Annotated in this window: 28 protein-coding genes; 6 read left to right on the forward strand and 22 right to left on the reverse strand. The window is 57.3% G+C overall.

Translation table 11 applies throughout. The features are described from left to right. The 4 genes from NV64_RS20005 to NV64_RS20020 all read right to left on the reverse strand — a co-directional run. Positions 1-275: EamA family transporter (locus NV64_RS20005; RefSeq protein WP_101506635.1), on the reverse strand; the 275-nt coding region annotated here is incomplete at its 3' end. Beyond that, positions 272-631, reverse strand: a complete 360-nt coding sequence (locus tag NV64_RS20010) for an EamA family transporter (RefSeq protein ID WP_056240050.1) — start codon at positions 629-631, stop codon at positions 272-274. The genes NV64_RS20010 and NV64_RS20005, both read right to left, overlap by 4 nt. Beyond that, a complete protein-coding gene (locus NV64_RS20015; RefSeq protein WP_056240047.1) occupies positions 628-1,494 on the reverse strand; it encodes a carboxylesterase in 867 nt (288 codons plus the stop codon). The genes NV64_RS20010 and NV64_RS20015 overlap by 4 nt, the downstream gene beginning before the upstream one ends. After that, positions 1,478-2,206 carry an MtnX-like HAD-IB family phosphatase gene (locus NV64_RS20020; RefSeq protein ID WP_056240044.1) on the reverse strand — a complete coding sequence of 243 codons (729 nt, stop codon included), beginning with the start codon at positions 2,204-2,206 and terminating at the stop codon, positions 1,478-1,480. Before NV64_RS20020 ends, NV64_RS20015 begins: the two co-directional genes overlap by 17 nt. A gap of 944 nt (positions 2,207-3,150) precedes the next feature. On the opposite strand from NV64_RS20020, the gene pagP reads away from it, so the two are divergent. From pagP to tatE, 5 genes are all read left to right on the forward strand, one after another. Beyond that, complete coding sequence (gene pagP, locus NV64_RS20030) at positions 3,151-3,720, forward strand: lipid IV(A) palmitoyltransferase PagP (protein ID WP_056240042.1); 570 nt, start codon at positions 3,151-3,153, stop codon at positions 3,718-3,720. A gap of 150 nt (positions 3,721-3,870) precedes the next feature. Next, complete coding sequence (gene cspE / locus NV64_RS20035; RefSeq protein ID WP_004156612.1) at positions 3,871-4,080, forward strand: transcription antiterminator/RNA stability regulator CspE; 210 nt, start codon at positions 3,871-3,873, stop codon at positions 4,078-4,080. Between the two features lie 388 nt (positions 4,081-4,468). Next, entirely contained in the window at positions 4,469-4,900 is a 432-nt protein-coding gene (locus NV64_RS20040; RefSeq protein WP_101506637.1) for a GNAT family N-acetyltransferase, read from the forward strand. Beyond that, the gene (locus tag NV64_RS20045) at positions 4,897-5,697 is read left to right on the forward strand and encodes a deaminated glutathione amidase (RefSeq protein ID WP_056240036.1); all 801 of its coding nucleotides are present in this window, start codon (positions 4,897-4,899) and stop codon (positions 5,695-5,697) included. Before NV64_RS20040 ends, NV64_RS20045 begins: the two co-directional genes overlap by 4 nt. A gap of 200 nt (positions 5,698-5,897) precedes the next feature. After that, positions 5,898-6,101: a twin-arginine translocase subunit TatE gene (tatE, locus tag NV64_RS20050; RefSeq protein WP_056240032.1), complete on the forward strand. Its 204-nt coding sequence runs from the start codon at positions 5,898-5,900 to the stop codon at positions 6,099-6,101. Positions 6,102-6,219: 118 nt separating this feature from the next. On the opposite strand, the gene lipA is transcribed toward tatE, so the two are convergent. From lipA to leuS, 13 genes are all read right to left on the reverse strand, one after another. Continuing rightward, the gene (gene lipA / locus NV64_RS20055) at positions 6,220-7,185 is read right to left on the reverse strand and encodes a lipoyl synthase (RefSeq protein WP_056240027.1); all 966 of its coding nucleotides are present in this window, start codon (positions 7,183-7,185) and stop codon (positions 6,220-6,222) included. A 177-nt stretch (positions 7,186-7,362) separates the two neighbouring features. After that, entirely contained in the window at positions 7,363-8,031 is a 669-nt protein-coding gene (lipB, locus tag NV64_RS20060; protein ID WP_101506638.1) for a lipoyl(octanoyl) transferase LipB, read from the reverse strand. 84 nt (positions 8,032-8,115) lie between these two features. Next, the gene (ybeD, locus tag NV64_RS20065; protein ID WP_048916777.1) at positions 8,116-8,379 is read right to left on the reverse strand and encodes a DUF493 family protein YbeD; all 264 of its coding nucleotides are present in this window, start codon (positions 8,377-8,379) and stop codon (positions 8,116-8,118) included. A gap of 105 nt (positions 8,380-8,484) precedes the next feature. Next, positions 8,485-9,696, reverse strand: coding sequence for a D-alanyl-D-alanine carboxypeptidase DacA (dacA, locus tag NV64_RS20070; protein WP_056240021.1), 1,212 nt, complete (start codon positions 9,694-9,696; stop codon positions 8,485-8,487). 101 nt (positions 9,697-9,797) lie between these two features. Next, the gene (gene rlpA / locus NV64_RS20075; RefSeq protein ID WP_101506639.1) at positions 9,798-10,973 is read right to left on the reverse strand and encodes an endolytic peptidoglycan transglycosylase RlpA; all 1,176 of its coding nucleotides are present in this window, start codon (positions 10,971-10,973) and stop codon (positions 9,798-9,800) included. A gap of 12 nt (positions 10,974-10,985) precedes the next feature. Beyond that, complete coding sequence (gene mrdB, locus NV64_RS20080) at positions 10,986-12,098, reverse strand: peptidoglycan glycosyltransferase MrdB (protein WP_101506640.1); 1,113 nt, start codon at positions 12,096-12,098, stop codon at positions 10,986-10,988. A gap of 6 nt (positions 12,099-12,104) precedes the next feature. Continuing rightward, a complete protein-coding gene (mrdA, locus tag NV64_RS20085) occupies positions 12,105-14,009 on the reverse strand; it encodes a peptidoglycan DD-transpeptidase MrdA (protein WP_056240015.1) in 1,905 nt (634 codons plus the stop codon). Between the two features lie 33 nt (positions 14,010-14,042). Then, positions 14,043-14,513 carry a 23S rRNA (pseudouridine(1915)-N(3))-methyltransferase RlmH gene (rlmH, locus tag NV64_RS20090; protein WP_056240011.1) on the reverse strand — a complete coding sequence of 157 codons (471 nt, stop codon included), beginning with the start codon at positions 14,511-14,513 and terminating at the stop codon, positions 14,043-14,045. A gap of 3 nt (positions 14,514-14,516) precedes the next feature. Then, positions 14,517-14,834: a ribosome silencing factor gene (rsfS, locus tag NV64_RS20095; RefSeq protein WP_056240008.1), complete on the reverse strand. Its 318-nt coding sequence runs from the start codon at positions 14,832-14,834 to the stop codon at positions 14,517-14,519. A 164-nt stretch (positions 14,835-14,998) separates the two neighbouring features. Then, positions 14,999-15,673, reverse strand: a complete 675-nt coding sequence (gene nadD / locus NV64_RS20100; protein ID WP_056240005.1) for a nicotinate-nucleotide adenylyltransferase — start codon at positions 15,671-15,673, stop codon at positions 14,999-15,001. Then, positions 15,666-16,697 (reverse strand): DNA polymerase III subunit delta, encoded by a 1,032-nt coding sequence (gene holA, locus NV64_RS20105; RefSeq protein ID WP_101506641.1) that lies wholly within the window; start codon positions 16,695-16,697, stop codon positions 15,666-15,668. The genes nadD and holA overlap by 8 nt, the downstream gene beginning before the upstream one ends. After that, positions 16,694-17,290: an LPS assembly lipoprotein LptE gene (lptE, locus tag NV64_RS20110; protein WP_101506642.1), complete on the reverse strand. Its 597-nt coding sequence runs from the start codon at positions 17,288-17,290 to the stop codon at positions 16,694-16,696. Before lptE ends, holA begins: the two co-directional genes overlap by 4 nt. A gap of 14 nt (positions 17,291-17,304) precedes the next feature. Further along, complete coding sequence (gene leuS / locus NV64_RS20115; RefSeq protein ID WP_101506643.1) at positions 17,305-19,887, reverse strand: leucine--tRNA ligase; 2,583 nt, start codon at positions 19,885-19,887, stop codon at positions 17,305-17,307. A gap of 217 nt (positions 19,888-20,104) precedes the next feature. Between leuS and NV64_RS20120 the strand changes: the two genes are divergently transcribed. Further along, a complete protein-coding gene (locus tag NV64_RS20120) occupies positions 20,105-20,584 on the forward strand; it encodes a zinc ribbon-containing protein (protein ID WP_056239993.1) in 480 nt (159 codons plus the stop codon). Positions 20,585-20,764: 180 nt separating this feature from the next. Here NV64_RS20120 and NV64_RS24525 read toward each other — a convergent pair whose 3' ends face one another. From NV64_RS24525 to NV64_RS20145, 5 genes are all read right to left on the reverse strand, one after another. Continuing rightward, on the reverse strand, positions 20,765-21,331 hold the full coding sequence (locus tag NV64_RS24525) for a pentapeptide repeat-containing protein (protein ID WP_056239992.1): 567 nt from the start codon (positions 21,329-21,331) through the stop codon (positions 20,765-20,767). Positions 21,332-21,859: 528 nt separating this feature from the next. Further along, positions 21,860-22,585, reverse strand: a complete 726-nt coding sequence (locus NV64_RS20130; protein ID WP_056239989.1) for an amino acid ABC transporter ATP-binding protein — start codon at positions 22,583-22,585, stop codon at positions 21,860-21,862. Then, positions 22,586-23,263, reverse strand: coding sequence for a glutamate/aspartate ABC transporter permease GltK (gene gltK, locus NV64_RS20135; RefSeq protein ID WP_056239984.1), 678 nt, complete (start codon positions 23,261-23,263; stop codon positions 22,586-22,588). Beyond that, a complete protein-coding gene (locus tag NV64_RS20140) occupies positions 23,263-23,994 on the reverse strand; it encodes an amino acid ABC transporter permease (RefSeq protein ID WP_056239980.1) in 732 nt (243 codons plus the stop codon). The genes gltK and NV64_RS20140 overlap by 1 nt, the downstream gene beginning before the upstream one ends. A gap of 245 nt (positions 23,995-24,239) precedes the next feature. Continuing rightward, on the reverse strand, positions 24,240-25,151 hold the full coding sequence (locus tag NV64_RS20145) for a glutamate/aspartate ABC transporter substrate-binding protein (RefSeq protein WP_056239978.1): 912 nt from the start codon (positions 25,149-25,151) through the stop codon (positions 24,240-24,242). Positions 25,152-25,568 lie beyond the last annotated feature (417 nt).

Genomic DNA, 25,568 nt, shown 5'->3' on the forward strand with positions numbered 1-25,568 from the left:
CAGGCGGAGGCCAGCATGACGCTGAGTATCTCAAGGTGCGAAGCGGCAAACGCCGGGCCGACCGGGGCGGATTTCAGCAGCGACAGCCAGGTGAAAAATGCGCCAAGGTAGCCCGCGATTGCGCCATAGATCCAACCGTGGCCGAACACCCGCCACAGCCAGGCAGCATCTGCGCCGAGCGGCTGGGCATGCAGGGCAGCAAACTTAAAGCTGACCTGAGCCAGGGTGTCAAACAGCAGCAGGATCAGAAAGCCACTCCAGGCGAGGCGCTTCATCCCTGCACGCCCACCAGCGCCACGCCCAGCGAGATCAGCAGCATTCCCGCCAGCCGCCAGCCGGTCAGGCGCTCGTGGAACAGCAGACGCCCCGCCAGCATGATCAGCACGATGCTCAGCGAACCCAGCATCACACCTTTCGCGAGAGGCACCCGGGTCAGGAAGGCCAGCCACAGCACAAACTCCAGCAGGTAACAGGCGATGCCCAGCCACAGCCAGCCCCTGGAGGGCAGCTGTCGCCAGTACTGCCAGCCGGTGTGCTCTGAGCCGGTTTGCGCCGCCGCTTTAAACGCCAGCTGCCCGCCGCAGTCCACGGTTACGTTCAACAGCCACAGGGCCAGCGTCAGCGTGTTCATCCTGCTCCCCCGGCCTGAGAAATCCACCTGCAGTCGGGCTGTAAAGGCGGCGCTGACTGCTGGCGAACGAAATCTGTTGAGCGGCGGAACACTTCGCTGCGGTCATTATCGATGGTAATCATATGATAGCTGTTTGCCAGCAGCACCAGTTCTGCCGGGCCGCTGACCCGGTCGCGCACCCACTCGGCGTTGCGTCGGTGAGAGATATCATCTTCCGCCGCATGCAGGATCAGGCAGGGGGAGGTCACCCGGTACAGGTGACGACGCAGGTGGCGCGACAGGCGGCTCATCTCATTCAGGGCCGGCCAGGGGTTGCCGGGCAGGCCAGCCGCCACGCTGTCACCGCTGAACATCTTCGCGGCAATCTTCCTGCGCAGCACCTCATTTCGGATGCCGTAAGGTGGGGTTTCATAGAAAATCCGTTTACGGCCAAGCCTGAGCCAGCCGGTGAACGGCAGCAGCCAGCGCGACGCCAGACGCGACAGCACGGGAATGCTCCAGCCGTCGTAGCGCAGCGTAATGCTGTACACCAGCACGCCGCTGACCCGCTGTGGGTAGTCGGCGGCATAATTCAGCGCCAGCACCGCGCCCATCGACAGCCCGCCGATAAACAGCCTGTCGACCCGGGCTGAGAGCGCCTCAGCACCCGTAATGACGCTTTGATACCAGTCCCGCCAGCCGCTGTTGACCAGGTCTTCCGGCGTGCCACAGTGGCCGGCCAGCTGAGGGACATAGACGGTATAACCCGCCTGGTTAAACGCGCGCGCCACGCCACGCATCTCCTGCGGGGTACCGGTTAGGCCGTGAACCAGCAGCACGCCCACCGGTCCGCCGGGCAGCCAGTAATCATGCTTTGCGGTCATGTTGCCTCCGCGGGCCCTGGGCTGCATGCTGCGCCTGTAACCGGGCCAGCGCGGCCGGTAGCTGAGGGAAGCGGTCAAAAGGGGTGAACGGCAGCGATGCGCGCCGGCACTCGGCGATAAGGCGGGCGCGGGCAAAGACGTGATCGGCCCGCGAGGCGACGCAGAAGTCGGAAAGGCCATCACCGATCACCAGCAGCCTTTGCGGTGCCAGCCGTTGCGTGAACTGACATTTGCAGTTACCGCTGGCCTGCAGGCATTGGGGATGGCGATGCGGAAAGTCAATGCGCCAGCGGCGCTCTGCGGTCTGCACCAGCCGGTTGGCAAATACCGGCAGCGCGGGTAGCCGCTGATGCTGCAGAATATGGTGAATGGCGATGTCCAGCCCGTCGCTGACGATGGCGATAGGGATCGCACTGGCCTGCGCCTGACGGACAAAACCGGCAAATCCTGCATCGACGGTGATGCGTTCGAGGCAGGCCTCCAGCTGCGAACGCGACATGTCCAGCAGCGCGATTTGTTCGCTCAGACACTGTGCAGAACCTATCTCACCGCGCATCCAGCGCTGTTCTGCATCCTGCCAGCCTGGCTGGCCGAAATTTTCCAGTAAGGTATCGGTGACGTCTTCAACGCCGATGGTGCCGTCAAAGTCACATAATATAGTCCACTCTGCCGGGCGGTCGGGGGAAGTACTGCCTGGTCCACACGCATGCATATAACAGGTTCCGTTGATTCACCGGAAAAGATCCGCGTGAATCTTTATCCGAGAGGTTATTTACCTCTCTCACGTTATAAGCTCGGGTCTCAATGGTGAATCAACAACGGCAGAGGAGTGTCCGCCGGAGTGGCGGTTGACATTTATTGCACGTTTTACGACATGTGTTAAAAACAAGCGTGTGAATCAATAACAGGCTGTGCTGGCGATCGCTCAGGAAGATTCAGGAAAGGGCGGCGGCGGGGATGGATTTTCACGGCTGGATGAAGCGCCCACGGTGGGCGTAGCCGGGCTGGCGGCAGTATCGTGGACATTAAGGCGCTTATGACAAAATGCACAGAGGGCACCATGATGGGGGCCCCATTCGTCCCCGGATGTTGTGTAGAAAAATTTAGCGCTGCCGCATCTGCCACACCTGAACATCACCACTCTCCTCTGTCCTTGCATCCTCTTGGATAAGAAATATCTTAACAAAAAACGTGCGGAGATCTATCAGAAATATTTATTATACAAAATAGAGGATTTTATTTTAAATTGTTGTTTTGTATTGTGTTTTTTGTTTTCTTTGCGCATTTCTTCTTTTTAATGATAAATAATTTGTTTTAAAACGCTGTTTTAATGATCTGTGTCAATTTTTCTGGAGTCATTTGGTTGGTTTTTTCTGGTAACTTCTATTATCTGAAGTGATGCTGTCTTTTCCTCTCCTTATCGCCCATATCGCTCATGTTTTTACTAAGATTGAGAGAAATCCTAATATTCAAAAATACTAATATATATCAATAGCTTATGTTTAAATTCTCCCGGATATTTGTATCAGCCATCGGTTGTTTATTCATGGAGTATTTAAATTAAAACGTTATAATTGTGCAGCTATTACAACGCATAGTAAAAGATTTTAGCTGGATAATCTGGCGTTATCTGGCAATTTGAAGCCGGGAATTGAGATGAGAATACACAGCACACTTATTTTTACCTGCCTGCTGGCGAATATGAGCGCAGCCAGCGTTCAGGCTTCCACCCTGAGCGAGGGTATTTCCTCCTCGTGGAATACCTTTACCGGCAATATCAGTAAGACCTGGAATGAGCCGCAGGGCGTCGATCTCTATATACCTGCCATTACCTGGCACAACCGCTGGACGTACGATAAAGAAAAAACCGATCGCTACAACGAACGTCCCTGGGGCGCGGGGGGCGGTATCTCCCGTTATGATGAGCAGGGGAACTGGAACGGTCTTTATCTGATGGCCTTTAAGGACTCCTACAACAAGTGGGAGCCGATTGGCGGTTACGGCTGGGAGAAAACCTGGCGTCCGCTTAACGATCCTGACTTCCATCTGGGCCTCGGTTATACCGCCGGGTTTACCGCACGCGATAACTGGAAATATATTCCGGTTCCGTTAGTCTTACCGCTGGCATCGGTGGGTTACGGCAGGGCAACCTTTCAGATGACCTATATTCCAGGTACTTACAATAATGGGAATGTCTATTTTGCCTGGTTACGCTGGCAGTTTTAACCTCACCGGGATGAGACAAAACTGACTCAGAGTAAAAAAAAGCGATTTTTATCACTTTTTCGTAGCTGGCTACTGGACAAACGCCTCGGCAATTGCTGTACTAACCCTGACACAGATTAGTGTCCATTTTTCATGTAAAGGTAATATTAGATGTCTAAGATCAAAGGTAGCGTTAAGTGGTTTAATGAGTCCAAAGGATTCGGTTTCATTACTCCTGAAGATGGTAGCAAAGATGTGTTCGTACACTTCTCTGCCATCCAGAGCAATGGTTTCAAAACTCTGGCTGAAGGTCAGCGCGTAGAGTTCGAAATCACCAACGGTGCCAAAGGCCCATCTGCTGCTAACGTTGCCGCTATTTAAGTTATCAGACAGAATTCTAAAAACCCGCCGAATGGCGGGTTTTTTTTGCGCTAAAAACATCAGACGGCGTTCAGCGGCCAAAAAACTGCACCAGCCAGGCTGCTGCCGCTGCGCCGGCAATCAGTACGGTCAGGCCTTCGTTAAAGCTTCGGGGAACAGCGTTCATCATCGTTATCCTGGAAAGTGTCGTGGCTGCCAGTGTGGCGAAAGAAGATTAAGAAAAGATTAAACCCTGCGCAGTACGGGCCACAGCACGCCACCTTTACATTACTCAGTTTTTGTAACATCACTCTGTGATCGCTGCGCTTGCGCGCCACCCGAAACGAAGGCTATAAACAGAGGGTCATTTTTTAACGTGCCCGACCCGCGCACCTCTGTGGAGATTTGGATGAAAATTCGTCTGGCTGAATCGAAAGATGCTTTTGCCCTGAGTGCGCTGTTGGCGGAACTGGGCTATGAAGGGACCGCCCCGTTTATTGAACGCCGGCTGGCGCAGCTGATAGCGAATGATACTGAACGCCTGCTGATGGCCGAGCATGACAACACCGTACTTGGCTTTCTCTCCCTGCACTTTATACCGCAGCTGGCGCTGGCGGGTGATTTCGCCCGCATCAGCTACTTCTGTATCGCCGAAGGTGAGCGCAGTAAAGGGGCCGGGCAGGAGCTGTTGCAGTATGCGGAGCAGCTGGCGCAGGAGCGTGGCTGTGACCGCATGGAGGTGCACTGCCATCAGCGGCGTGAAAAGGCCAATGCCTTTTATGAACGCGAGGGCTACACTGAATCTCCGCGATACCATATTAAGGAGTTGACCCCACCATGAAAGTTGCCCTGGGACAGTTCGCGGTCAGCCGCGAGTGGCAGGAGAATGCCGCCACCTGTGGCGAGCTGATGGCGCAGGCGCAGCGGCAGGGTGCCCGCCTGCTGGTGCTGCCGGAGGCGGTGCTGGCCCGTGATATCACCGATCCGCAGCTGGTGATCCGCGCCGCGCAGCCGCTGGATGGCCCGTTCCTCAGCCAGCTGCTGGCGGCCAGCCGCGGCGACGACCTGACCACCGTTATGACCCTGCACGTGCCGGCCGGCGAGGGGCGGGCGCTTAACGTGCTGGTGGCTATCCGGCGCGGTGAGATCGTTGCCCGCTATGACAAACTGCATCTGTACGATGCCTTTGCCGTGCAGGAGTCGCTTAACGTGGATGCGGGCAATGTGGTACCGCCGCTGCTTGAGGTTGATGGCATGAAGATCGGGCTGATGACCTGCTACGACCTGCGCTTCCCCGAGCTGGCACGACGGCTGGCGCTGGACGGTGCCGAGGTGCTGGTGTTGCCCGCCGCCTGGGTTAAGGGGCCACACAAAGAGCGGCACTGGGAGGTGCTGGCGGTGGCGCGGGCGCTTGAGAATACCTGTTATCTGCTGGCGGTGGGCGAATGCGGCCCGAAGAATATCGGCAGCAGCCTGGTGGTCGACCCGCTGGGGGTAATTACCGCACGCGCCGGCGAAGCGCCGATCCTGTTGCTGGCTGAGGTCGATCCTGAACGGATCCGCAGCGTACGTCGCGAGCTGCCGGTGCTGACCAATCGCCGTTTTGTCCGACCAGAACTACGGCAAAAGGCTGTCTGACGGCGCTGTGGTTCAGTGTCCCCGTTCCCTGTATGAACCGCGCCATCCCGGCAATCCGCAGCGGTTCTCACCTCTGATCCCGGCCTGCGGCTGATATTCTGTTACAGTTTGACGTTAGTAATCGCCTGCTAACTGCGCGTTAATAAGCCGGTTAACGGGCAGGTCGCGTTCGCGGCCAGATTCACTGAAAGAAGGTCTATATGGAAGGTATCAGTCTTGCCAAGCTGCTGATCGTGGGTGCGCTTATCGTGCTGCTGTTCGGCACCAAAAAACTGCGCACGCTGGGCGGCGATTTAGGTTCAGCAATTAAAGGATTCAAAAATGCGATGAGCGATGACGATGCGGCCGCGAAGAAAACCGCCGCTGAAGAGCAGCCCGCATCCCGGTTGAACCACAAAGAGTAACCCCGCCGCCAGCTAATAAAAAACGGATGACCCACGTCAACCTGAGGTGCCAGCCACCAGGGCGGCACCGGGTTAATCAATGGGTCATCCGTTTCTTTTCCGCAACCGTACCCTGTGGTTACTTAACTTCCAGACCTTTTGCCTGCATGTCAGCATGGTAAGACGAGCGCACGAACGGGCCACAGGCCGCATGGGTGAAGCCCATATCCATCGCCGCGGCTTTCATCTCATCGAACTCAGCCGGGCTGACGTAACGCTGTACCGGCAGGTGGTGGCGGCTCGGTGACAGATACTGGCCGAGGGTCAGCATGGTGACGCCGTGGCGACGCAGGTCGCGCATCACTTCGACGATTTCCGCATTGGTTTCACCTAAGCCCACCATCAGGCCCGATTTGGTCGGCACCTCGGGGTGCGCCTCTTTGAAGCGTTCCAGCAGCTTCAGCGACCAGTCATAGTTAGCGCCCGGGCGAACCTGACGGTAGACGCGCGGCACGTTTTCGAGGTTGTGGTTGAAGACGTCCGGCGGGGTGGCGTTGAGGATTTCCAGCGCGCGATCCATACGTCCGCGGAAGTCAGGCACCAGCGTTTCGATTTTGATGGCCGGGCTTTTCTCACGGATGGCGGTAATGCAGTCGGCAAAGTGCTGGGCACCGCCGTCACGCAGGTCGTCGCGGTCAACCGAGGTGATTACCACGTAGCGCAACGCCATATCAGCAATGGTCTGCGCCAGTTTACCCGGCTCACTGGCATCAGGCATGTTCGGCCGGCCGTGGGCCACGTCACAGAACGGGCAGCGACGGGTGCAGATGGCACCGAGGATCATAAAGGTGGCCGTACCGTGGTTAAAACACTCAGCAAGGTTAGGGCAGGAGGCCTCTTCGCAAACGGAATGCAGACCATTTTTGCGCATGGCGGCTTTGATGCCCTGAATACGGCTGGAGTCGGCGGGGAGTTTGATTCTCATCCATTCCGGCTTACGTAAGATCTCAGTCCGTTCGGTGACCACGGTTTTCACCGGGATCAGGGCCATTTTGTCTGCGTCGCGGTATTTAACGCCGCGTTCCATCACAATCGGTTTACTCATAATCTTGCTGATTCCAGGTTGGATGACGGCGAGCCACTCGGTAAAGAGGTTTAAACGCCCGCATAACACTCAATGAGTTTATTGATTTAAACTTTTTTTGAAAAGCGCAAAAAATTATATCATTTCCCTCTGCCAGAAACAGCCAGTTAGCGGCAGAAAGCGTTACAGAATTGTAAATCAGACCGCACAGTTTAGCGATAAACTGGCATCATTTCGCCACTGCACGTCACCGGCTGACAGCAGGCGGGCAAAATTCTCTACCAGCAGGGGTTGCAGATCGGCAGTCGTGATTCCGTGATGCCAGGCACTTACCTGAGTCATTTCCATCCCGGCATAACCGCAGGGGTTAATGCGCAGGAACGGCGCCAGATCCATCGCCACGTTGAGCGCCAGACCGTGGAATGAACAGCCCTGCCGAATGCGCAGGCCCAGCGAGCAGATCTTTTTGCCGTCAGCGTAGACCCCGGGCGCGTCGGCGCGGGCTGCGGCGCTAATGCCGAGGCCGGCAAGGGTATCGACCACCGTCTGTTCAATACAGCTGACCAGCTGGCGCACGCCCAGCTTACGGCGCTTCAGATTGACCAGCACGTACATCACCTGTTGTCCGGGACCATGATAGGTCACCTGGCCGCCGCGATCGCTCTGCATTACCGGGATATCACCGGGAACCAGCAGGTGTTCGGTTTTCCCCGCCTGGCCCTGGGTGAATACGGGGTGATGCTCGACCAGCCAGATTTCATCCGGCGTATCGTCAGACCGGCGTTCGGTAAACTGATGCATAGCAAGGGAGACGGGTGCCCAGGGCTGCAGGCCCAGCTGGCGGACAATCAGAGTATCGTAAGGCAAAACGGACAATCCGGTAGGGAGTGAGGCGTGCAGTATAGCGCTGGTGGTGGGCAAGAACCAGCTTGCCCACACCACTGTCGGGGGTTACAGCACCATGCGGACAATTTCAATCTTGCCCAGCTCTTCATACAGCGTTTCCACCTGCTCGATGTGCGTGGCGGTAATGGTGATCGACACCGAGTGGTAGTTGCCTTTACTGCTTGGCTTAACGTCCGGAGAGTAATCGCCCGGTGCATGACGCTGCACCACTTCAACCACCTGGTCGACCAGCTCCGGCTGTGCCAGGCCCATCACTTTATAGGTAAAAGAGGTGGGGAATTCGAGCAGTTCTTTAAGATTGGTTTTCATAGGGGCTCCGGTATCACAAACAAGGACTCCCGCCGTAGCGGGAGTTTTACAGATACTAACAATATGGGGTGACCCGCGCCCAATTTCAAGCGCGAGAGGCGGGCATCAGGCGAACCAGTGGTGGAAGGTCAGCTTGATGTAATCGATGATGCGGCCAAAGAAGCCGCCTTCCGGCATATCGTTGAGTACCACCAGCGGATGCTGTTCGATAGTTTTACCATCGAGCTGGAAGTTGATGCTGCCCACTACCTGGTTTTTCTGCAGCGGTGCGTGCAGTTCGGTGTTGGTCAGGGTATAGCTGGCCTTCAGGTCTTTCATCCTGCCGCGCGGGATGGTCAGGAAGGCATCTTTTTCCACGCCAAGCTGCACGCGGTCACTGTTGCCGAACCACACCGGTTCAGAGGCGAACTCTTTGCCGGCCTTCAGCGGTGCCACGGTTTCAAAGAAGCGGAAGCCCCAGGTCAGCAGTTTTTTGCTTTCGGTTTCACGGCCTTTGTAGGTGTGGCCGCCCATCACGGCGGAGATCAGACGCATCTGGCCTTCGGTGGCGGAGGCCACCAGGTTGTAACCGGCGGCGTCGGTGTGGCCGGTTTTGATGCCGTCAACGTTCAGGCTGGTATCCCACAGCAGGCCGTTACGGTTCATCTGGCGGATATTGTTAAAGGTGAACTCTTTTTCATGATAGACGGCGTACTCATCCGGCACGTCGCGGATCAGTGCACGGCCAATCAGCGCCATATCACGCGCCGAGCTGTACTGGCCCTCGGCGTCGAGGCCGTGTACCGTCTGGAAATGCGTGTTCTGCAGGCCCAGCGCCTTGACGTAGTTGTTCATCAGGCCGACGAAGGCGTCCTGGCTGCCGGCGACGTAGTCGGCCATCGCCACACAGGCGTCGTTGCCCGACTGCAGCACGATGCCGCGCGTCAGCTGGGAAACCGGCACGCGATCGCCGGGCTTAAGAAACATCAGCGATGAACCGCGGAACACCGGATTGCCGGTCGCCCAGGCATCTTTACCGACGGTGACGATGTCATCGTTGTGAATTTTACCCGCTTTAATCGCCTGGCCGATGACGTAGCTGGTCATCATCTTGGTCAGGCTGGCCGGATCGCGGCGTGCGTCAGCGTTCTTCTCAGCCAGCACCTTGCCTGAGTTGTAATCGATAAGCACATAGGCTTCAGCATCGATTTCCGGTACGCCGGGGATCATGGTTTTAATGTTAACGTCGTCCGCGTAGGCCACCACGTTAAGGCTGAGTGCGATCAGCGAGGCCACGGTCAGGCGTTTGATCAGTCGGGAAGGGGTCAGAGTGCTCATGTTAAGAACGACTACATCCTGGGCTAAGTTAAAAAAAGTGACTCACTATAGCAAAATCATGCCGCGACAACCCGCCCTAAATCGGGCGGATCGTGACAGCATTACATTGCGTTCGGTGCGACGGTGATAAAGGATTGCTGCTGCGCTTCGGAGGCCAGACGCTGCTGCAGCGCGGCCGCCTGCTGGCGGGTGCTGAAGCGGCCCAGCTGAACACGATAAACGTTACCGCGGGCGTCGACCGAGCCGGGAACGCCAAACTGTTTGCCGAGGCTGCTGGCCAGCTGACGTGCGCGGTTGGCGTCATTGAGCGCACCGACCTGAACCACGAAGTTACCGCCGGTGGCTGCCGGGGCAGAGGTGGAGGCCGCAGCAGAAGCCCCTGCCGTCGCCGCTACTGCCGGGGCGGCGACAACCGGCTCACTGCCCTCCAGCACGCCGTTGCGCAGCGGCTGCGGCGCACCGAGGAAGCCACCGCTGTTAACCGGCGCACCCAGCGATTCGCTGCTGTTCAGGGTGCTGTTGTCCACCGGACGCACGTTGTCGTTGCTGAGCGCAGGCTGCGCGCTGGCCGCTGGCGCAGGCTGGTAAGCCGGCGTGGCAGCGGGCTGGCCGGTCAGTGAGGGTGCTTCGCTGTAACCGCCACTGGCGGCTGCGCCAGCGCCCAGCGGGGTCAGGCCGCCGCTGATGTCAGGGCGAGCAGGCAGGGCATAACTCTGTTTGGCGACCGTGGTGCCGATGGTGCCGGGGCCGAAGAGGGTCCCGTCCGGCGCAACGCTGATGTAGTCCAGCTTCACCCGCGAGTTATTGGAGATATTCAGACGGTCACCGGCGGCACGGGTCAAATCGATAATCCGCCCCGGCGTGTAGGGGCCGCGGTCGTTAACGCGAACCACGATCATCCGGCCATTCGCCAGGTTGGTGACGCGCACGTAGCTCGGCAGCGGCAGGGTAGGGTGCGCGGCGGCCATTGCGTTGGCGTCAAACGCTTCGCCGCTGGCGGTGCGGCTGCCGTTGGCCTCTTCACCGTACCAGGCGGCAAGGCCGGTTTCGCTGAAGTTTGCCGGATCTTTGATCACCTTGTACTTTTTGCCGTTGACCTGGTAGTCCTGCAGCGTGCCCGGATTGAAGGGTTCGTAGTGCGGTTCTGCGCCGCCAATCTCCACCACCGGGCCGTTATAGGCCTGCTGCTGGGTAACCGGTGCCTGTTGCTGGGTGTCGTTAGTACAGGCTGCCAGCATTGCTGACGCCAGGGCAATCCAAAGCCAGTCCTTACGCATCTCTCTGCCTCTTTAAACGCTTTTCGACAATAGTTTACGATGGGTGTGAATCGACATGATGATGCCAAATCCTGCCATCAGTACAATCAGAGCAGAGCCGCCGTAGCTGACCAGCGGCAACGGAACCCCTACCACCGGCAGAATGCCGCTGACCATGCCAATATTAACAAAAACATAGACAAAGAAGATCAACATTAATCCACCGGCCATCACCCGGCCAAAAGTCGTCTGCGCGCGTGCGGCCATCATCAGCCCGCGCATGATCAGCAGCAGGTAGAGTGCCAGCAGAATGATAAAGCCGACCAGACCCAGCTCTTCCGCCAGTACGGCGAAAATAAAGTCGGTATGGCGTTCAGGCAGAAACTCCAGCTGGGACTGGGTGCCGTGCAGCCAGCCTTTGCCGCGCAGGCCGCCGGAGCCAATGGCGATCTTCGACTGAATAATATGATAGCCGGCCCCGAGCGGATCGCTTTCCGGATCCAGCAGCATCATCACGCGGTCGCGCTGGTAGTCGTGCATCAGGAAGAACCACAGGATCGGAATAAAGGCGGCGACCAGCAGCACGGCGACGGCGATCAGCTTCCAGCTCATTCCGGAGAGGAACAGCACAAACAGGCCGGACGCGGCGATCAGGATCGAGGTGCCCAGGTCTGGCTGCGCCGCCACCAGCAGCGTAGGCAGGAAGATCAGCACCAGCGCGATGGCGGTGTTCTTCAGCGTCGGCGGGCAGACGTCACGGTTGATAAAGCGTGCCACCATCAGCGGCACGGCAATTTTGGCAATTTCGGAGGGCTGGAAACGCACAAAGCCGAGATCCAGCCAGCGCTGCGCCCCTTTACTGATCTGGCCGAAGGCGTCGACGGCGATCAGCAAAATGACGCAGACGATGTAGAGATAGGGCGCCCAGCCTTCATAGACCCGCGGCGGGATCTGCGCCATCACCAGCATCACGATGGTGCCCATGGCGATCTGGCCGATTTTACGCTCCATCATGCCGGGATCCTGGCCGCTGGCGCTCCACATCACCAGCGCGCTGTAGACCAGCAGCGCCACGATAATCAGGCAAAATAGCGGATCGATATGGATACGGGTCCAGATCGAGCGTTTCTGGTGGCTGTCGTTCATATCCGGTTATTCACCTTCGTAGCCCGGCGGCACAGGCGCGGCGTCGGGCAGGTTAGTATTGTTATCGCCAAGAATGATGTGGTCGAGGACCTGGCGCATAATGGTGCCGACCGCCGGCCCCGCGCCGCCGTTTTCGAGGATCATCGCCACGGCAACCCGCGGGTTCTCGTAGGGCGCATAGGCGGTCATCAGCTTATGGTCTCGCAGACGCTCAGAGATTTTGTGTGCGTTATAGGTCTCATTGGCTTTCAGGCCAAAGACCTGGGCCGTACCGGATTTGGCGGCGATTTTATAGGGCGCATTTTCAAAACTCTTGCGTCCGGTGCCGTTTGGCCGGTTAGCCACGCCGTACATGCCGTCTTTGGCGATCTCCCAGTAACCGTTATGAATATCGGCAATCGGTGCGCTGACCGGCTGACGCCACGGCACCTTAACGCTGCCCTGCATGGTGTCCATCATCAGGTGCGGCGTTTTCACCATACCGTCATTAATCAGCGTCATCAGCGCTTTGTTCATCTGCACCGGGGTGGCGGTCCAGTAGCCCTGGCCGATGCCGACCGGGATGGTGTCGCCCTGATACCACGGCTTTTTAAAGCGCTTCATTTTCCATTCGCGGGTCGGCATATTGCCCGGCGTCTCCTCGATCAGGTCAATGCCCGACAGGTGGCCGTAACCAAACTTGCTCATCCACTCGCTCAGGCGGTCGATACCCATATCATAGGCCACCTGGTAGAAGAAGGTATCCGCCGACTCTTCCAGCGATTTGGTGATGTTCAGGCGGCCGTGCCCCCAGTGCTTCCAGTCGCGGAAGCGCTTCTCCGAACCCGGTAGCTGCCACCAGCCCGGGTCAAACAGGCTGGTATTGCGGGTGATCACCCCCGCGGTCAGCGCCGAGACGGCAATATAGGGTTTGACGGTGGAGGCCGGCGGATAGGCCCCCTGGGTGGCGCGGTTGATCAGCGGCCGGTTCTCGTCATTCAGCAGACGGTTGTAATCCTTTGATGAAATGCCGTCGACAAACAGGTTCGGGTCGTAGCTCGGCATAGAGACCATCGCCAGCACTTCGCCGTTGCGCGGATCGGTGACCACCACCGCCGCGCGGCTGCCGGCCAGCAGCGTTTCAATATACTGTTGCAGCTTAAGGTCAATGGTCAGATGGATATCACGCCCGGCCTGCGGCGACTGCTCATGCAGCTGGCGGATCACCCGGCCACGGTTGTTGACTTCGACCTCTTCATAGCCGGTCTTACCGTGCAGCACGTCTTCGTAATAGCGTTCGATGCCCAGCTTGCCGATATCATGGGTGGCCGCGTAGTTAGGCCATTTACCCTCTTTATCCAGCCGTTCAACGTCACGGTCGTTGATTTTCGACACGTAACCCAGCACGTGGGTCAGGGCGGAGCCATAAGGGTAGTAACGGCGCTGATAGCCTTTGACCTCAACGCCGGGGAAGCGGTACTGGTTGACGGCAAAGCGGGCCACCTGCACATCGTTAAGGCCGGTTTTTACCGCGATCGAGGTGAAACGGCGCGAACGCTTGCGTTCTTTCTCAAAGGCGTCGATATCTTCGTCGGTCAGATCGACGATCGGCTTGAGGTCCTGCAGCGTCTGTTTGAGGTTATCGACCTTCTCCGGCACCAGTTCAATCTGGTAAATGGTGCGGTTAAGCGCCAGCGGAATGCCGTTACGATCATAAATAATGCCGCGGCTGGGGGCGACCGGCACCAGCTTGATGCGGTTTTCGTTAGAACGCGTACTGTAATCATCAAAACGGACAATTTGCAGGTGGTACAGGTTAGCCACCAGCACGCCGGACAGGGCCAGGATGCCGAGAAAGGCGACGATGGCCCGGCGAACAAACAGCGTTTGCTCGGCGGTGTAGTCACGAAAAGAGTTGCGTTGTAATTTCATCCGCTGCTTTGTCTGTCCGGTTAGTCCTGGCCGTTATTCACGGTGATAAGGATGATTCGCAGTAATGCTCCATGCACGATACAAACTCTCTGCAACCAGCACGCGTACCAGCGGATGGGGCAGGGTCAGCGCTGAGAGTGACCAGCTTTGCTCCGCCGCGGCCTTGCAGGCGGGTGACAGGCCTTCCGGGCCGCCGATAAACAGGCTGACGTCGCGGCCATCCTGCTTCCAGCGCTCCAGCTGGCTGGCGAGCTGTGGGGTTTCCCACGGCTGGCCGGGAATATCGAGGGTCACGATGCGGTTACCTTTACCGGCGGCAGCCAGCATCAGTTCGCCCTCTTTTTCCAGAATACGTTTAATATCCGCATTCTTACCGCGCTTGCCGGCGGGAACTTCAACCAGCTCGAACGGCATATCTTTCGGAAACCGGCGCAGGTATTCCATAAAACCGGTCTGGACCCAGTCGGGCATTTTGGTGCCAACGGCAACCAGCTGCAGCTTCACGGCTTAACTCCAGAGCTTTTCCAGTTCGTAGAGCTGACGGCTCTCTTCCTGCATAACGTGCAGGATCACTTCACCGAGATCGACGACCACCCAGTCAGCGGCGGCACGGCTGTCGACGCCGAACGGCTTCAGGCCGGCCTGGCGTGCTTCCTGCACCACATTTTCGGCAATCGCCACCACGTGACGGGTAGACGTACCGGTACAGATCACCATGCAGTCGGTGATGCTTGATTTACCCTGAACGTCGATGATCACGATGTCCTGAGCTTTGAGATCGTCAGCTTTATCAACGACGAAGTCTTGGAGTGCTTTACCTTGCAAAAGGTTCCCCCTTGGGATTTTGAGTACGCAGGGTTATCGCACAGTTGTCACCGAAGTGAAAAACGATAACCGTAACATGATGTATCGGCTCTTTACCTGCGCGCGACCTGATGACGCTGGCACGGCGGCGGAAAAAGCGGTGAACCGGGCAGCAGCCCGAAAAATTAGCGGCGCAGTGTATCACGCGTAGCGGGATTCCGATACAGACCCTCGCGATCGATATAGTCGCTGACCGCCTGAGGGAGCAGATCCTGGTCTGAACGGCCCTGATGGCGGCGCTGGCGGATCTCCGTGGCGGAAATGGCAATCTGCGGCGTGTCGGCGAGAAAGACCCGGCCGGCCGGGCGGTTGTGCAGTTCTGCCGCATCAGCGGCGAGGTGTTGATCCAGCCAGCGCTGCATTTCCGCATCCGGCATGCGGGTAGCGTAGCCGGGGCGCTGGCACACCAGCAGGTGGCACACCGACAGCAGTGCCTCCCAGCGGTACCACTTATGTAAGCTTAGCAGTGAATCCTGGCCAACGATAAACGCCAGCGGCTGCCGCGCGCCGCGCTCGGCGCGCAGCTCGGTCAGGGTATCAAGGGTATACGACGGGGTGCTGCGCTGCATTTCGCGCAGGTCGAGATCGAACAGCGGGTTGCCGGCAATCGCCAGACTGACCATCGCCACGCGCTGTGCCGGGCTGGCCTCGGGCTGTGGACGGTGCGGCGGCACGTTGTTTGGCAGCAGTGTGACTTTACTCAGCCCGACCTGGGCGGCCAGCGCCTCGACCGGCCGCAGGTGGCCGTAGTGGATCGGGTCAAAGGTGCCGCCGAACAGCGCGTGCAGGGCTTCAGACATCGTCAAATCCTGCCGGAAACGCCGGATTGCACAGCAGCAGCGACAGCGTTTCCAGCTCGCTCCACACCGAACGGCCGTAATCCTGCTTGAGGGTCAGTTCGATACGTGCCAGCAGCCGCACCGCCTCGCGCAGCCGTGTGCCAGACAGCCGTTCCAGCGCGCTGCTGAACAGCGTCCGGCGGTTTTGCCAGACGCGCTGCTGATCGAACAGCGTGCGCAGCGGCGTCTGCGCCTGCTGGCGCTGCAGGTTGACCAGCAGCAGCAGATCGCGCTGCAGGGTGCGCAGCAGGATCACCGGTTCGCTCTCTTCCGAGCGCATCTGATGCAGGATGTGCAGCGAACGTTTGCCCTTGCCGGCCAGCAGCGCATCAACCCAGTGAAACGGAGTGAAATGGGCTGCGTCGTTTACCGCCTGTTCAACCCGCGGCAGGGTCAGCTTGCCGTCCGGCCACAGCAACGACAGCCGCTCCAGCGCCTGCGCCAGCGCCAGCAGATTGCCTTCATAGCAGTAACAGAGCAGCTGGTTGGCCGCGTCGTCCAGCTGCAGCTGCAGCTTTTTTGCACGGGTGCTGACCCAGCGCGGCAACTGCGCCTGTTCCGGCGTCTGGCAGGGCACCAGCACGCCGTTCTGGCTTAGCGCCTTGTACCAGGCGCTGTTCTCCTGGGCTTTGGTGAGTTTACCGGTGCGCAGCACCAGCAAAATATCCGGGTGCAGCAGGGTTCCGAGGGTCAGTAACTGCTCGCTCATCGCGGCAGTGGGGCCGTTATCCGGCAGAATAAGCAGCAGCGTCTGGCGGCTGGCAAACAGGCTTAACGACTGGCAGAGTGAAAAAATATCATCCCAGTCGGTGCCCGCTTCCAGCGTCACGCTGAAGTGTTCGGTAAAGCCCTGCTGCTGCGCGGCGGCCCGGATCGCATCCTGGGCTTCCTGCAGCAGCAGCGGCTCGCTACCTTGCAATAAGTAGCAGGCGCGCAGCCCCTCACGGAGCTGCGCGCCTAGCTGTTCAGGGTAAATCCTGATCATCGGCTGTAAGAACTGTCCGTCACGGCGTTGGCCGCCGGCAGTTTGTCCGTCGCCGACGGGATATGATCCTGCGTATTGATCGCGGCGTCATTTTCCGCCGCATGCACCGTCAGCAACTTGCGCACCAGCTGCTGGGCAGCCAGAGTACGCATCTCACCGACGATAATCTGCTGCTCGGAATCTTTTGCCAGCGCGGCCAGCGGGTTATCGAAGAATGAGCGATAGACCGTGGTGCTGATCGGGTAGATGCCTTTATTCGGCACCAGTACCTGAGCGTTTACCACCATCATCATCGAGTACTCTGCGGTTTTCCCGTCCTGGAAAACCGAGGCAGAATCACGGCTGATGCTTTCGGCCTGCAGACGCAGTGATGGCACATCGGTCCGCGCGTCTGAGTCGTCAACCACCTTCACGTTATTCAGGCGCAGTTGTTCACGTACCGAACGCGCCAGCGGCCCGTAAGGGTCAGACGTGTCCAGCCGCAGCGTTTTCATTTCCGGCGGCACCGAGGTGGTGCCACGCAGGTGATAACCACAGCCGGCGGTGACCAGCACCGCCAGCGTGAACAGCAGAGAGACTATCGGATGTCGCACAATTCCTCCTGACATCAACCCACAACCAGGTTCAGCAGCTTGCCCTGGACGTAAATGACTTTGCGAACGGTCACGCCGTCGAGATACTTGGCGACCAGATGCTCCTGTGCCGCCCGCGCCTGTACGGCTTCCTGCGTGGCATCGGCCGCGACGGTAATTTTGCCGCGCACCTTGCCATTCACCTGTACCACCACCAGCACCGACTCTTCGACCATCGCCGCTTCATCAGCCTGTGGCCATGCAGCGTTATCGATCTCACCAGCACCGCCCAGCGCCTGCCACAGGGCAAAGCTGGCGTGCGGGGTAAACGGATACAGCATCCGCACCACCGCCAGCAGCGCTTCCTGCATCAGCGCGCGATCCTGTTCGCTCTCCTGCGGCGCGCGCAGGAGCTTGTTCATCAGTTCCATAATCGCCGCGATCGCGGTGTTAAAGGTCTGACGGCGGCCGATATCATCGGACACTTTGCTGATGGTTTTATGCAGATCGCGACGCAGCGCCTGCTGGTCTTCAGTAAGCGTAGCAACATCCAGCGGTTGGGTAGCCCCTTTCTCAGTATGTTCGAACACCAGACGCCAGACGCGCTTCATAAAGCGGTTCGCGCCTTCCACACCGGACTCCTGCCACTCGAGGGTCATATCGGCCGGTGAAGCAAACATCATAAACAGACGCACGGTATCCGCGCCGTAACGTTCAACCATCACCTGCGGGTCGATGCCGTTGTTTTTCGACTTCGACATTTTGCTCATGCCGGCGTAGACCAGCTCGTGGCCTTCTGCGTCGCTGGCTTTGGTAATGCGGCCTTTCTCGTCGCGCTCAACGGTGACGTCAACCGGAGAGACCCAGTTACGTTCGCCGCTGGTGCCGGTGTAGTAGAAGGCGTCAGCCAGGACCATGCCCTGGCACAGCAGGCGTTTGGCCGGCTCGTCAGAGGTCACCAGGCCGGCGTCGCGCAGCAACTTATGGAAGAAGCGGAAGTAGAGCAGGTGCATAATCGCATGCTCAATGCCGCCGACGTACTGATCGACCGGCAGCCAGTAGTTCGCCGCCGCAGGATCCAGCATGCCTTTATCAAAGTCCGGACAGGTGTAGCGGGCGTAGTACCAGGAGGACTCCATAAAGGTGTCGAAGGTATCGGTCTCACGCAGCGCCGGCTGGCCGTTAACGGTGGTCTTCGCCCACTCCGGGTCAGCTTTGATCGGGCTGCTGATGCCGTCCATCACCACGTCTTCCGGCAGGATCACCGGCAGCTGGTCTTCCGGCGTTGGCATCACGGTGCCGTCTTCCAGGGTTACCATCGGAATCGGTGCGCCCCAGTAGCGCTGACGGGAAACGCCCCAGTCGCGCAGGCGGTAGTTCACCTTGCGCTCGCCAACGCCTTTCTCTGCCAGTTTACTGGCGATGGCGTTGAAGCCCTCTTCGAACGAGAGGCCGTCGAATTCGCCTGAGTTAAACAGTACGCCTTTCTCGGTCATCGCGGCTTCGCTCAGATCCGGGGCAGTGCCGTCGGCGGCCAGGATCACCGGCTTGATCTGCAGATCGTATTTGGTGGCGAACTCCCAGTCGCGCTGGTCGTGGCCAGGCACGGCCATTACCGCACCGGTGCCGTACTCCATCAGCACGAAGTTAGCTACCCAGACAGGCACGGCTTCGCCGGTCAGCGGATGCACCGCCGACAGGCCGGTGGCCATGCCTTTTTTCTCCATAGTAGCCATTTCTGCTTCGGCAACTTTGGTGTTACGGCACTCGGCGATAAAATCGGCCAGCGCCGGGTTAGACGCAGCAGCCTGCGCCGCCAGCGGGTGACCCGCCGCTACCGCCAGGTAGGTGACGCCCATAAAGGTGTCCGGGCGGGTGGTGTAGACGCGCAGCGTCTCTTCGCTGTCGGTGACGTTAAACTCGATTTCCACCCCTTCAGAGCGGCCAATCCAGTTGCGCTGCATGGTCTTAACCTGCTCAGGCCAGCTCTCCAGCGTATCCAGGTCGTTCAGCAGTTCGTCGGCGTAGTCGGTGATTTTGATAAACCACTGCGGGATCTCTTTACGCTCAACCTTGGTGTCGCAGCGCCAGCAGCAGCCGTCGATCACCTGCTCGTTGGCCAGCACGGTCAGATCGTGCGGGCACCAGTTCACCGCAGAGGTCTTTTTGTAGACCAGGCCTTTCTCATACAGCTTAGTGAAGAACCACTGTTCCCAGCGGTAGTACTCCGGCTGACAGGTGGCCAGCTCGCGGCTCCAGTCATAGCCAAAGCCCAGCAGCTTCAGCTGGTTCTTCATGTAGTCGATGTTGGCGTAGGTCCACGGGGCCGGCGCGGTGTTGTTCTTCACCGCCGCGCCTTCTGCCGGCAGGCCGAAGGCATCCCAGCCGATTGGCTGCAGTACGTTTTTACCCAGCATGCGCTGGTAACGGGAAATCACGTCGCCGATGGTGTAGTTACGCACGTGGCCCATATGCAGGCGGCCGGAAGGGTAGGGCAGCATCGAGAGGCAGTAGTACTTCTCTTTACCTTCGTCTTCGGTCACTTTAAACGTTTGCTGCTCATCCCAGTGCTGCTGTACATGGGATTCTATCTCTTCCGGGCGATATTGCTCTTGCATGGTGGCCAGTAGTCCTTTGTAGAAACTTTTTTCGTGTTCATTCAGATCCGCATAGCATAGCTGATCCCGCCCCGCCCCAACAACACTAAGCGGACCAACGGGCGGCATTTCTCTACAGGCTGGAAGCCGGGCTGCAAAATCGGTGGTGAAAATAAGGCAAAAGGCAGGTAGCGACTAAACTGAGAGGAAACGCCATCGTTATCAATAAGGAGAGTCTATGAACAAGGTTGCTCAGTATTACCGTGAGCTGGTGTCGTCGCTGACCACGCGCCTTGAGCGTGGTGAACGCGATATTGATGCGCTGGTGGAGAGCGCCCGCCAGCGCATGCAGAATCGCGGCGAACTGACTCGCCACGAAATTGATGATGTGACGCGCGCGGTGCGCCGCGACCTGGAGGAGTTCGCCCGCAGCTACGAGGAAGAACAACCGCTCAGCGACAGTGTATTTATGCGGGTGATCAGCCAGAGCCTGTGGAAAGAACTTGCGGACATTACCGATAAGAGCCAGCTGGAGTGGCGCGAGGTGTTTCAGGATCTCAACCACCACGGCGTTTACCAGAGCGGAGAAGTGGTCGGCCTCGGCAATCTGGTGTGTGAGCAGTGTCAGTTTACCCGCGCGATCTACACGCCGGAAACCCTGACCCGCTGCCCGGAGTGCGGCCACGATCAGTTTGTGCGTCAGCCGTTTTCACCGTAATGACGGATCAAGGGTAACGCGGAGCCAGGCTGGCCTGGTTCCGGTGCGGACAGTACAGCATTTTCGGCAGAAACGCTGTTGCCCTGTCAGAATTTGATGGATACGTTCACTGAATCTGAGTTGCGATGTTTAGCGTGCGCACAACCCTACGCAAATGGAGCAAAAATTCTTACTAAAAAATCATCCGGCAATGAAGATTTTCATCCTTTTCAGAATCTTATTCGCTGCGTCCTGAGGCAACGTAATACCCACTACGGTGTTTATTTCGTGATTGATGTCAAGCCCTTCTGTTTCAGAGAAGTCACAGTAGCTCAGGTTTACGCGACGAAACTCAGAATACGAAAAATGAGAGTTCGTAAAATTGCTTTTCTTTAGATTACAATCTGCGAAAGAGCACTCTCTGAAAGAGCAGTTACTGAAGGTGCTTTTCTGTAAATCCATATTGAAAAAATCAACGAGGTTAAGTCTGCAGTTGTAAAAAGAAACCGAGTGAGGAAATGATATGTTATCAAATGAAGTTCCCTGAATGAAACAGTTGCGAAAGATAACATCATTTATTCTAAGAAATGAGTGGCTTATCTGTTTAAATGAGCAATCATTAAAACTGCAGTTCTCAAACTCATTGTTACGTAAGAGGAGGTTTTCAAATGTACAATCTGTAAAGTTACATCTCACAAACGTCCGGTTTTGACTCAACACCTCCCTGGCTCGCAGGCCTGTGTAAGTTTTTTGCAAATGCTCAGTCATTATTTCCTCCTGGTTATCACCTCGTTGATGAAAGCATCTTCCTGACTCAGGCTGTTTTCCTCTTTCTAAGGCCCGGCCAATCAAAAATGTAGATGAGATTAAATATTAGTCACGCGGCATTGGGCTTGATTATGGTTTTAGTTTTACATGAAAGTATATTATCGATGTTTTACCCGCCTGTTAGTACACCTAAGGGTGCTTTTTTCGCTGTTGGCGCTTATTACGTATCGACGTTTGATGTTGATTGAAAATTACATTTTTCAGGAGTTTGAATTGTTATTTCTGATGCGGTTACCTGTATCAGGCATTATCAGCCTGTTATGAAGAAATCTCACGCTGTAAAAACATAAAAATGAGTGAGGAAATAGTGTTATGGGTGATTAACCAGCAGCGGCATCGTTCAACGATGCTGCTGCTGGAATGTTGATGCGATAAGTCATGATGATAATTTCAGGCTTATCAAACGGCTGCATAATCGCTGCTAACAAGATGATTTATGATTTCATCATGTTAAGCTCATCCTTCGGCTTAATGCAGGATTTTCGCCAGGAAATCTTTCGCCCGTTCGGACTGCGGGTTGTTAAAGAACTCATCTTTCGGTGAGTCCTCAACGATTTTACCCTCGTCCATAAAGATCACCCGGTTGGCCACCTTGCGGGCAAAGCCCATTTCGTGGGTTACCACCATCATGGTCATACCTTCGTTGGCCAGTTCGACCATTACGTCGAGCACCTCGTTGATCATCTCCGGATCGAGCGCCGAGGTCGGCTCATCAAACAGGATAGCGATCGGATCCATGCACAGCGCGCGGGCAATCGCCACGCGCTGCTGCTGGCCGCCGGAGAGCTGGCCGGGGAATTTGTTGGCGTGCGCGGCAAGGCCAACGCGCTCCAGCAGCTTCAGCCCCTTCTGCTTTGCCTCTTCTTTATTACGCTTTAATACCTTGACCTGCGCCAGCGTCAGGTTGTCGACGATGGATATATGCGGGAACAGCTCAAAGTGCTGAAACACCATGCCGACCCGCGAGCGCAGCTTCGCCAGATTGGTGCGCTTGTCGTTGACGGCGGTGCCGTCGACTTCAATGGTGCCCTGCTGCACCGGCTCCAGGCCGTTAACGGTTTTGATCAGGGTGGATTTGCCGGAGCCGGACGGGCCGCACACCACCACCACTTCGCCTTTTTTCACTTCGGTCGAGCAGTCGGTCAGCACCTGAAATTGACCATACCACTTAGAAACATTTTTCAGGGAAATCATTTATGCCGTCCTTTTTTTCTTTAAATGGCTGACCAGCAGCGAAGCGCTAAGGCTGATAACAAAGTAGATTGCGCCGGCAAACAGCACCATTTCGATCTCTGTACCGTTATTGATGCCGATGGTGTCGGCGGTACGGAAGAAGTCCGCCAGGCTGAGCACGTAGACCAGCGAGGTATCCTGGAACAGCACGATGCCCTGGGTGAGCAGCAGCGGCACCATGGCGCGGAACGCCTGCGGCAGGATCACCAGCTGCATCGACTGCCACTGGGTCATGCCCAGCGCCAGCGCGGCGTTACCCTGACCGCGGGCGATGCTGAGGATGCCGGCACGAATAATTTCGGAGTAGTAGGCGGCTTCAAACAGCGAGAAGGCCACCATCGCCGAGATCAGACGAATATCGGTCTTCGGCGACAGCCCCAGCACCTGCTGCAGGAAGCTTGGCACCACCAGATAGAACCACAGCAGCACCATCACCAGCGGCACCGAGCGGAACAGGTTGACGTACAGGCGGGCGAACCAGCTGATCGGTTTAAAGCTGGAAAGGCGCATCACCGCCAGCAGGGTGCCCCAGACGATACCGAAAATCACCGCGGTGACGGTAATCTTCAGGGTAACGAGCATCCCGTCCCACAGGTAAGGCAGGTTGGGTACGATAGTACTCCAGTCAAATTGATACATTATTTGCCCCCCGGCAGACGAACTTTGCGTTCGACCAGACTCATCAACAGCATGATCACCGCGTTAATCGCGATATAGGCGAGCGTGATGGCGGTAAATGACTCATAGGCGTGGGCCGAATAGTCCAGCAGCTTGTTGGCCTGGGCCGCCATATCCACCAGACCGATGGTCGAGGCGATGGCGGAGTTTTTCACCAGGTTCAGCATCTCGGAGGTCATCGGCGGCACGATCACCCGGTAGGCGTTAGGCAGCAGCACGTAGCGGTAGGTTTGCGGCAGCGTCAGCCCCATCGCCAGCCCGGCATTTTTCTGGCCGTAGGGCAGCGACTGGATCGCGGCACGTACCTGCTCGCAGACGCGGGCGGCGGTAAACAGACCAAGACAGAGCACCGAACAGGTAAAGAACTGAATATTCGGGTCGAGTTCGGATTTAAACCACATGCCCAGCCCTTGCGGCAGCAGCTCCGGCACCACCAGGTACCAGATAAAGAACTGCACGATCAGCGGGACGTTTCGGAACAGCTCAACGTAGCAGGTGCCGATAGCGGCCAGCAGGCGGTTAGGCACGGTGCGCAGGATGCCGAACAGTGAACCGACCAGCAGCGCGATAATCCAGGCACATACGGAGACGGCAATGGTGACCTGAAAACCAGACCACAGCCAGCCGAGATAGGTGGTGTTGCCGAAGGGGGCCTGTTGCAGGAAGATCCCCCAGTTCCAATCGATAGACATAAAAGACTCCGGTAAAAAAAGGGTAGCGACCGCTACCCTGAAGATTGATGAAAGGCCCTTGCGTAACCACCGGGGAACGACCGGTGACTACCTTCGCCCGACCGTATGGCGTCCGCCATATCAGCCGGGCTGGGTCTGTCCGGGCCTGTGTTCAGCAATCGTAGGGCAGCAGTGCCGCCCTTTTAGCCTGGCTGATGACCCTCTGCGTAACGCAACAGGAACACCGTGCAGGCGTGTTGTCATTATTAATTCATTGCCTTGTCGTTAGGGGCTTTAAACAGTGCCTTCATGTCGTCGGACAGTTCGAAGTCCATCGTCATGTTTTTCGGTGGGATAGGCTGCTTGAACCAGCGATCGAACCACTTAGCGGCTTCACCGGAGGTCTGCTCCTGGGCGATGGTGGTATCCAGCAGTTTTTTGAAGTCCGCATCGTCTTTACGCAGCATACAGCCGTAGGCTTCATGCGACTGTGGCGTACCGAGGATCTCCCAGTCTGACGGCTTTTTGGCTTTCGCACGTTCACCCGCCAGCAGGGCGTCATCCATCATAAATGCCACGGCGCGGCCGCTCTCCAGGGTACGGAATGAGTCACCGTGGTCTTTGGCGCTGATGATGCGCATATTCAGCTTCTGCTCATCGTTCATCTTGTTCAGTAGGATCTCAGAGGTGGTACCTGAAGTGACCACCACCGTTTTGCCTTTCAGGTCGGCGAAATCTTTAACCGGGCCGCCTTTCTTCACCAGCAGACGGGTGCCGACCACAAAGATGCTGTTAGAGAAGGACGCCTGCTTCTGGCGCTCCAGGTTGTTAGTGGTGGAGCCACATTCGAAATCGTAGGTGCCGTTCTGCAGCAGTGGAATACGGTTCTGCGAGGTGATCGGCAGGAATTTAACCTGCAGGTCCGGTTTGTTCAGCTGCTTCTTGATCGCGGCAACGATAGCGTCAGAGTAAGCCTGTGAATAGCCGACGACGTTACGCTGGTTATCGTAGTAAGAGAACGGGACGGAGGATTCACGGTGGCCGACAACGACAACGCCGTTTTTGGCAATTTTGTCCAGCGTGGCACCCTGGGCAGCCGGTGCAGCATCCTCTGCGTAAGCAACGCCTGAGGTGACGCCAGCCAGTGCAAGGCAAAGTGCCAGTTTCCGTAATGTCATGTTCCTGCTCCTGTGTGGTTTTTGGCGCCTGTAGCGCCGACGTGATGTGTGTGTTTCTGCTGTTTATCTGTTTTTATTCCAGCGTTAACGCGCGCTGTTCCTCCATAACATAGCCGAATGTTAACGGCTTGATATGAATTCTTTGTGTATTTGCGAGGCATGCCGCACCACTCGGGGGCGAAAAAAGATCGACTGCTCAAAAATGGTGCATCACCTGCACTCTGATGAGGCAAAAAGTCTTTCACCGCAGGCGGATGCCAGGCCAGCGTGCGTTTCTACAGAAATATTTTGCAATCATCGTGCCAACGGCGGTTTTTTAACAGAAATGCAGCATAAGCTGCCCGGCAGGCAGGCAGGCAGGCAGGCAGGCAGGCAGGCAGGCAGGCAGGCAGGCAGGCAGGCAGGCAGGCAGGCAGG

Source organism: Erwinia sp. B116 (genome assembly GCF_002865965.1).
Taxonomy (GTDB): domain Bacteria; phylum Pseudomonadota; class Gammaproteobacteria; order Enterobacterales; family Enterobacteriaceae; genus Erwinia.

Coding starts and splice junctions, on each gene's coding strand:
- NV64_RS20010 (WP_056240050.1), bottom strand. CDS start 631: ATGAACACGCTGACGCTGGCCCTGTGGCTGTTGAACGTAACCGTGGAC.
- NV64_RS20015 (WP_056240047.1), bottom strand. CDS start 1,494: ATGACCGCAAAGCATGATTACTGGCTGCCCGGCGGACCGGTGGGCGTG.
- NV64_RS20020 (WP_056240044.1), bottom strand. CDS start 2,206: ATGCATGCGTGTGGACCAGGCAGTACTTCCCCCGACCGCCCGGCAGAG.
- pagP (WP_056240042.1), top strand. CDS start 3,151: ATGAGAATACACAGCACACTTATTTTTACCTGCCTGCTGGCGAATATG.
- cspE (WP_004156612.1), top strand. CDS start 3,871: ATGTCTAAGATCAAAGGTAGCGTTAAGTGGTTTAATGAGTCCAAAGGA.
- NV64_RS20040 (WP_101506637.1), top strand. CDS start 4,469: ATGAAAATTCGTCTGGCTGAATCGAAAGATGCTTTTGCCCTGAGTGCG.
- NV64_RS20045 (WP_056240036.1), top strand. CDS start 4,897: ATGAAAGTTGCCCTGGGACAGTTCGCGGTCAGCCGCGAGTGGCAGGAG.
- tatE (WP_056240032.1), top strand. CDS start 5,898: ATGGAAGGTATCAGTCTTGCCAAGCTGCTGATCGTGGGTGCGCTTATC.
- lipA (WP_056240027.1), bottom strand. CDS start 7,185: ATGAGTAAACCGATTGTGATGGAACGCGGCGTTAAATACCGCGACGCA.
- ybeD (WP_048916777.1), bottom strand. CDS start 8,379: ATGAAAACCAATCTTAAAGAACTGCTCGAATTCCCCACCTCTTTTACC.
- dacA (WP_056240021.1), bottom strand. CDS start 9,696: ATGAGCACTCTGACCCCTTCCCGACTGATCAAACGCCTGACCGTGGCC.
- rlpA (WP_101506639.1), bottom strand. CDS start 10,973: ATGCGTAAGGACTGGCTTTGGATTGCCCTGGCGTCAGCAATGCTGGCA.
- mrdB (WP_101506640.1), bottom strand. CDS start 12,098: ATGAACGACAGCCACCAGAAACGCTCGATCTGGACCCGTATCCATATC.
- mrdA (WP_056240015.1), bottom strand. CDS start 14,009: ATGAAATTACAACGCAACTCTTTTCGTGACTACACCGCCGAGCAAACG.
- nadD (WP_056240005.1), bottom strand. CDS start 15,673: ATGTCTGAAGCCCTGCACGCGCTGTTCGGCGGCACCTTTGACCCGATC.
- holA (WP_101506641.1), bottom strand. CDS start 16,697: ATGATCAGGATTTACCCTGAACAGCTAGGCGCGCAGCTCCGTGAGGGG.
- leuS (WP_101506643.1), bottom strand. CDS start 19,887: ATGCAAGAGCAATATCGCCCGGAAGAGATAGAATCCCATGTACAGCAG.
- NV64_RS20120 (WP_056239993.1), top strand. CDS start 20,105: ATGAACAAGGTTGCTCAGTATTACCGTGAGCTGGTGTCGTCGCTGACC.
- NV64_RS24525 (WP_056239992.1), bottom strand. CDS start 21,331: ATGACTGAGCATTTGCAAAAAACTTACACAGGCCTGCGAGCCAGGGAG.
- NV64_RS20130 (WP_056239989.1), bottom strand. CDS start 22,585: ATGATTTCCCTGAAAAATGTTTCTAAGTGGTATGGTCAATTTCAGGTG.
- gltK (WP_056239984.1), bottom strand. CDS start 23,263: ATGTATCAATTTGACTGGAGTACTATCGTACCCAACCTGCCTTACCTG.
- NV64_RS20140 (WP_056239980.1), bottom strand. CDS start 23,994: ATGTCTATCGATTGGAACTGGGGGATCTTCCTGCAACAGGCCCCCTTC.
- NV64_RS20145 (WP_056239978.1), bottom strand. CDS start 25,151: ATGACATTACGGAAACTGGCACTTTGCCTTGCACTGGCTGGCGTCACC.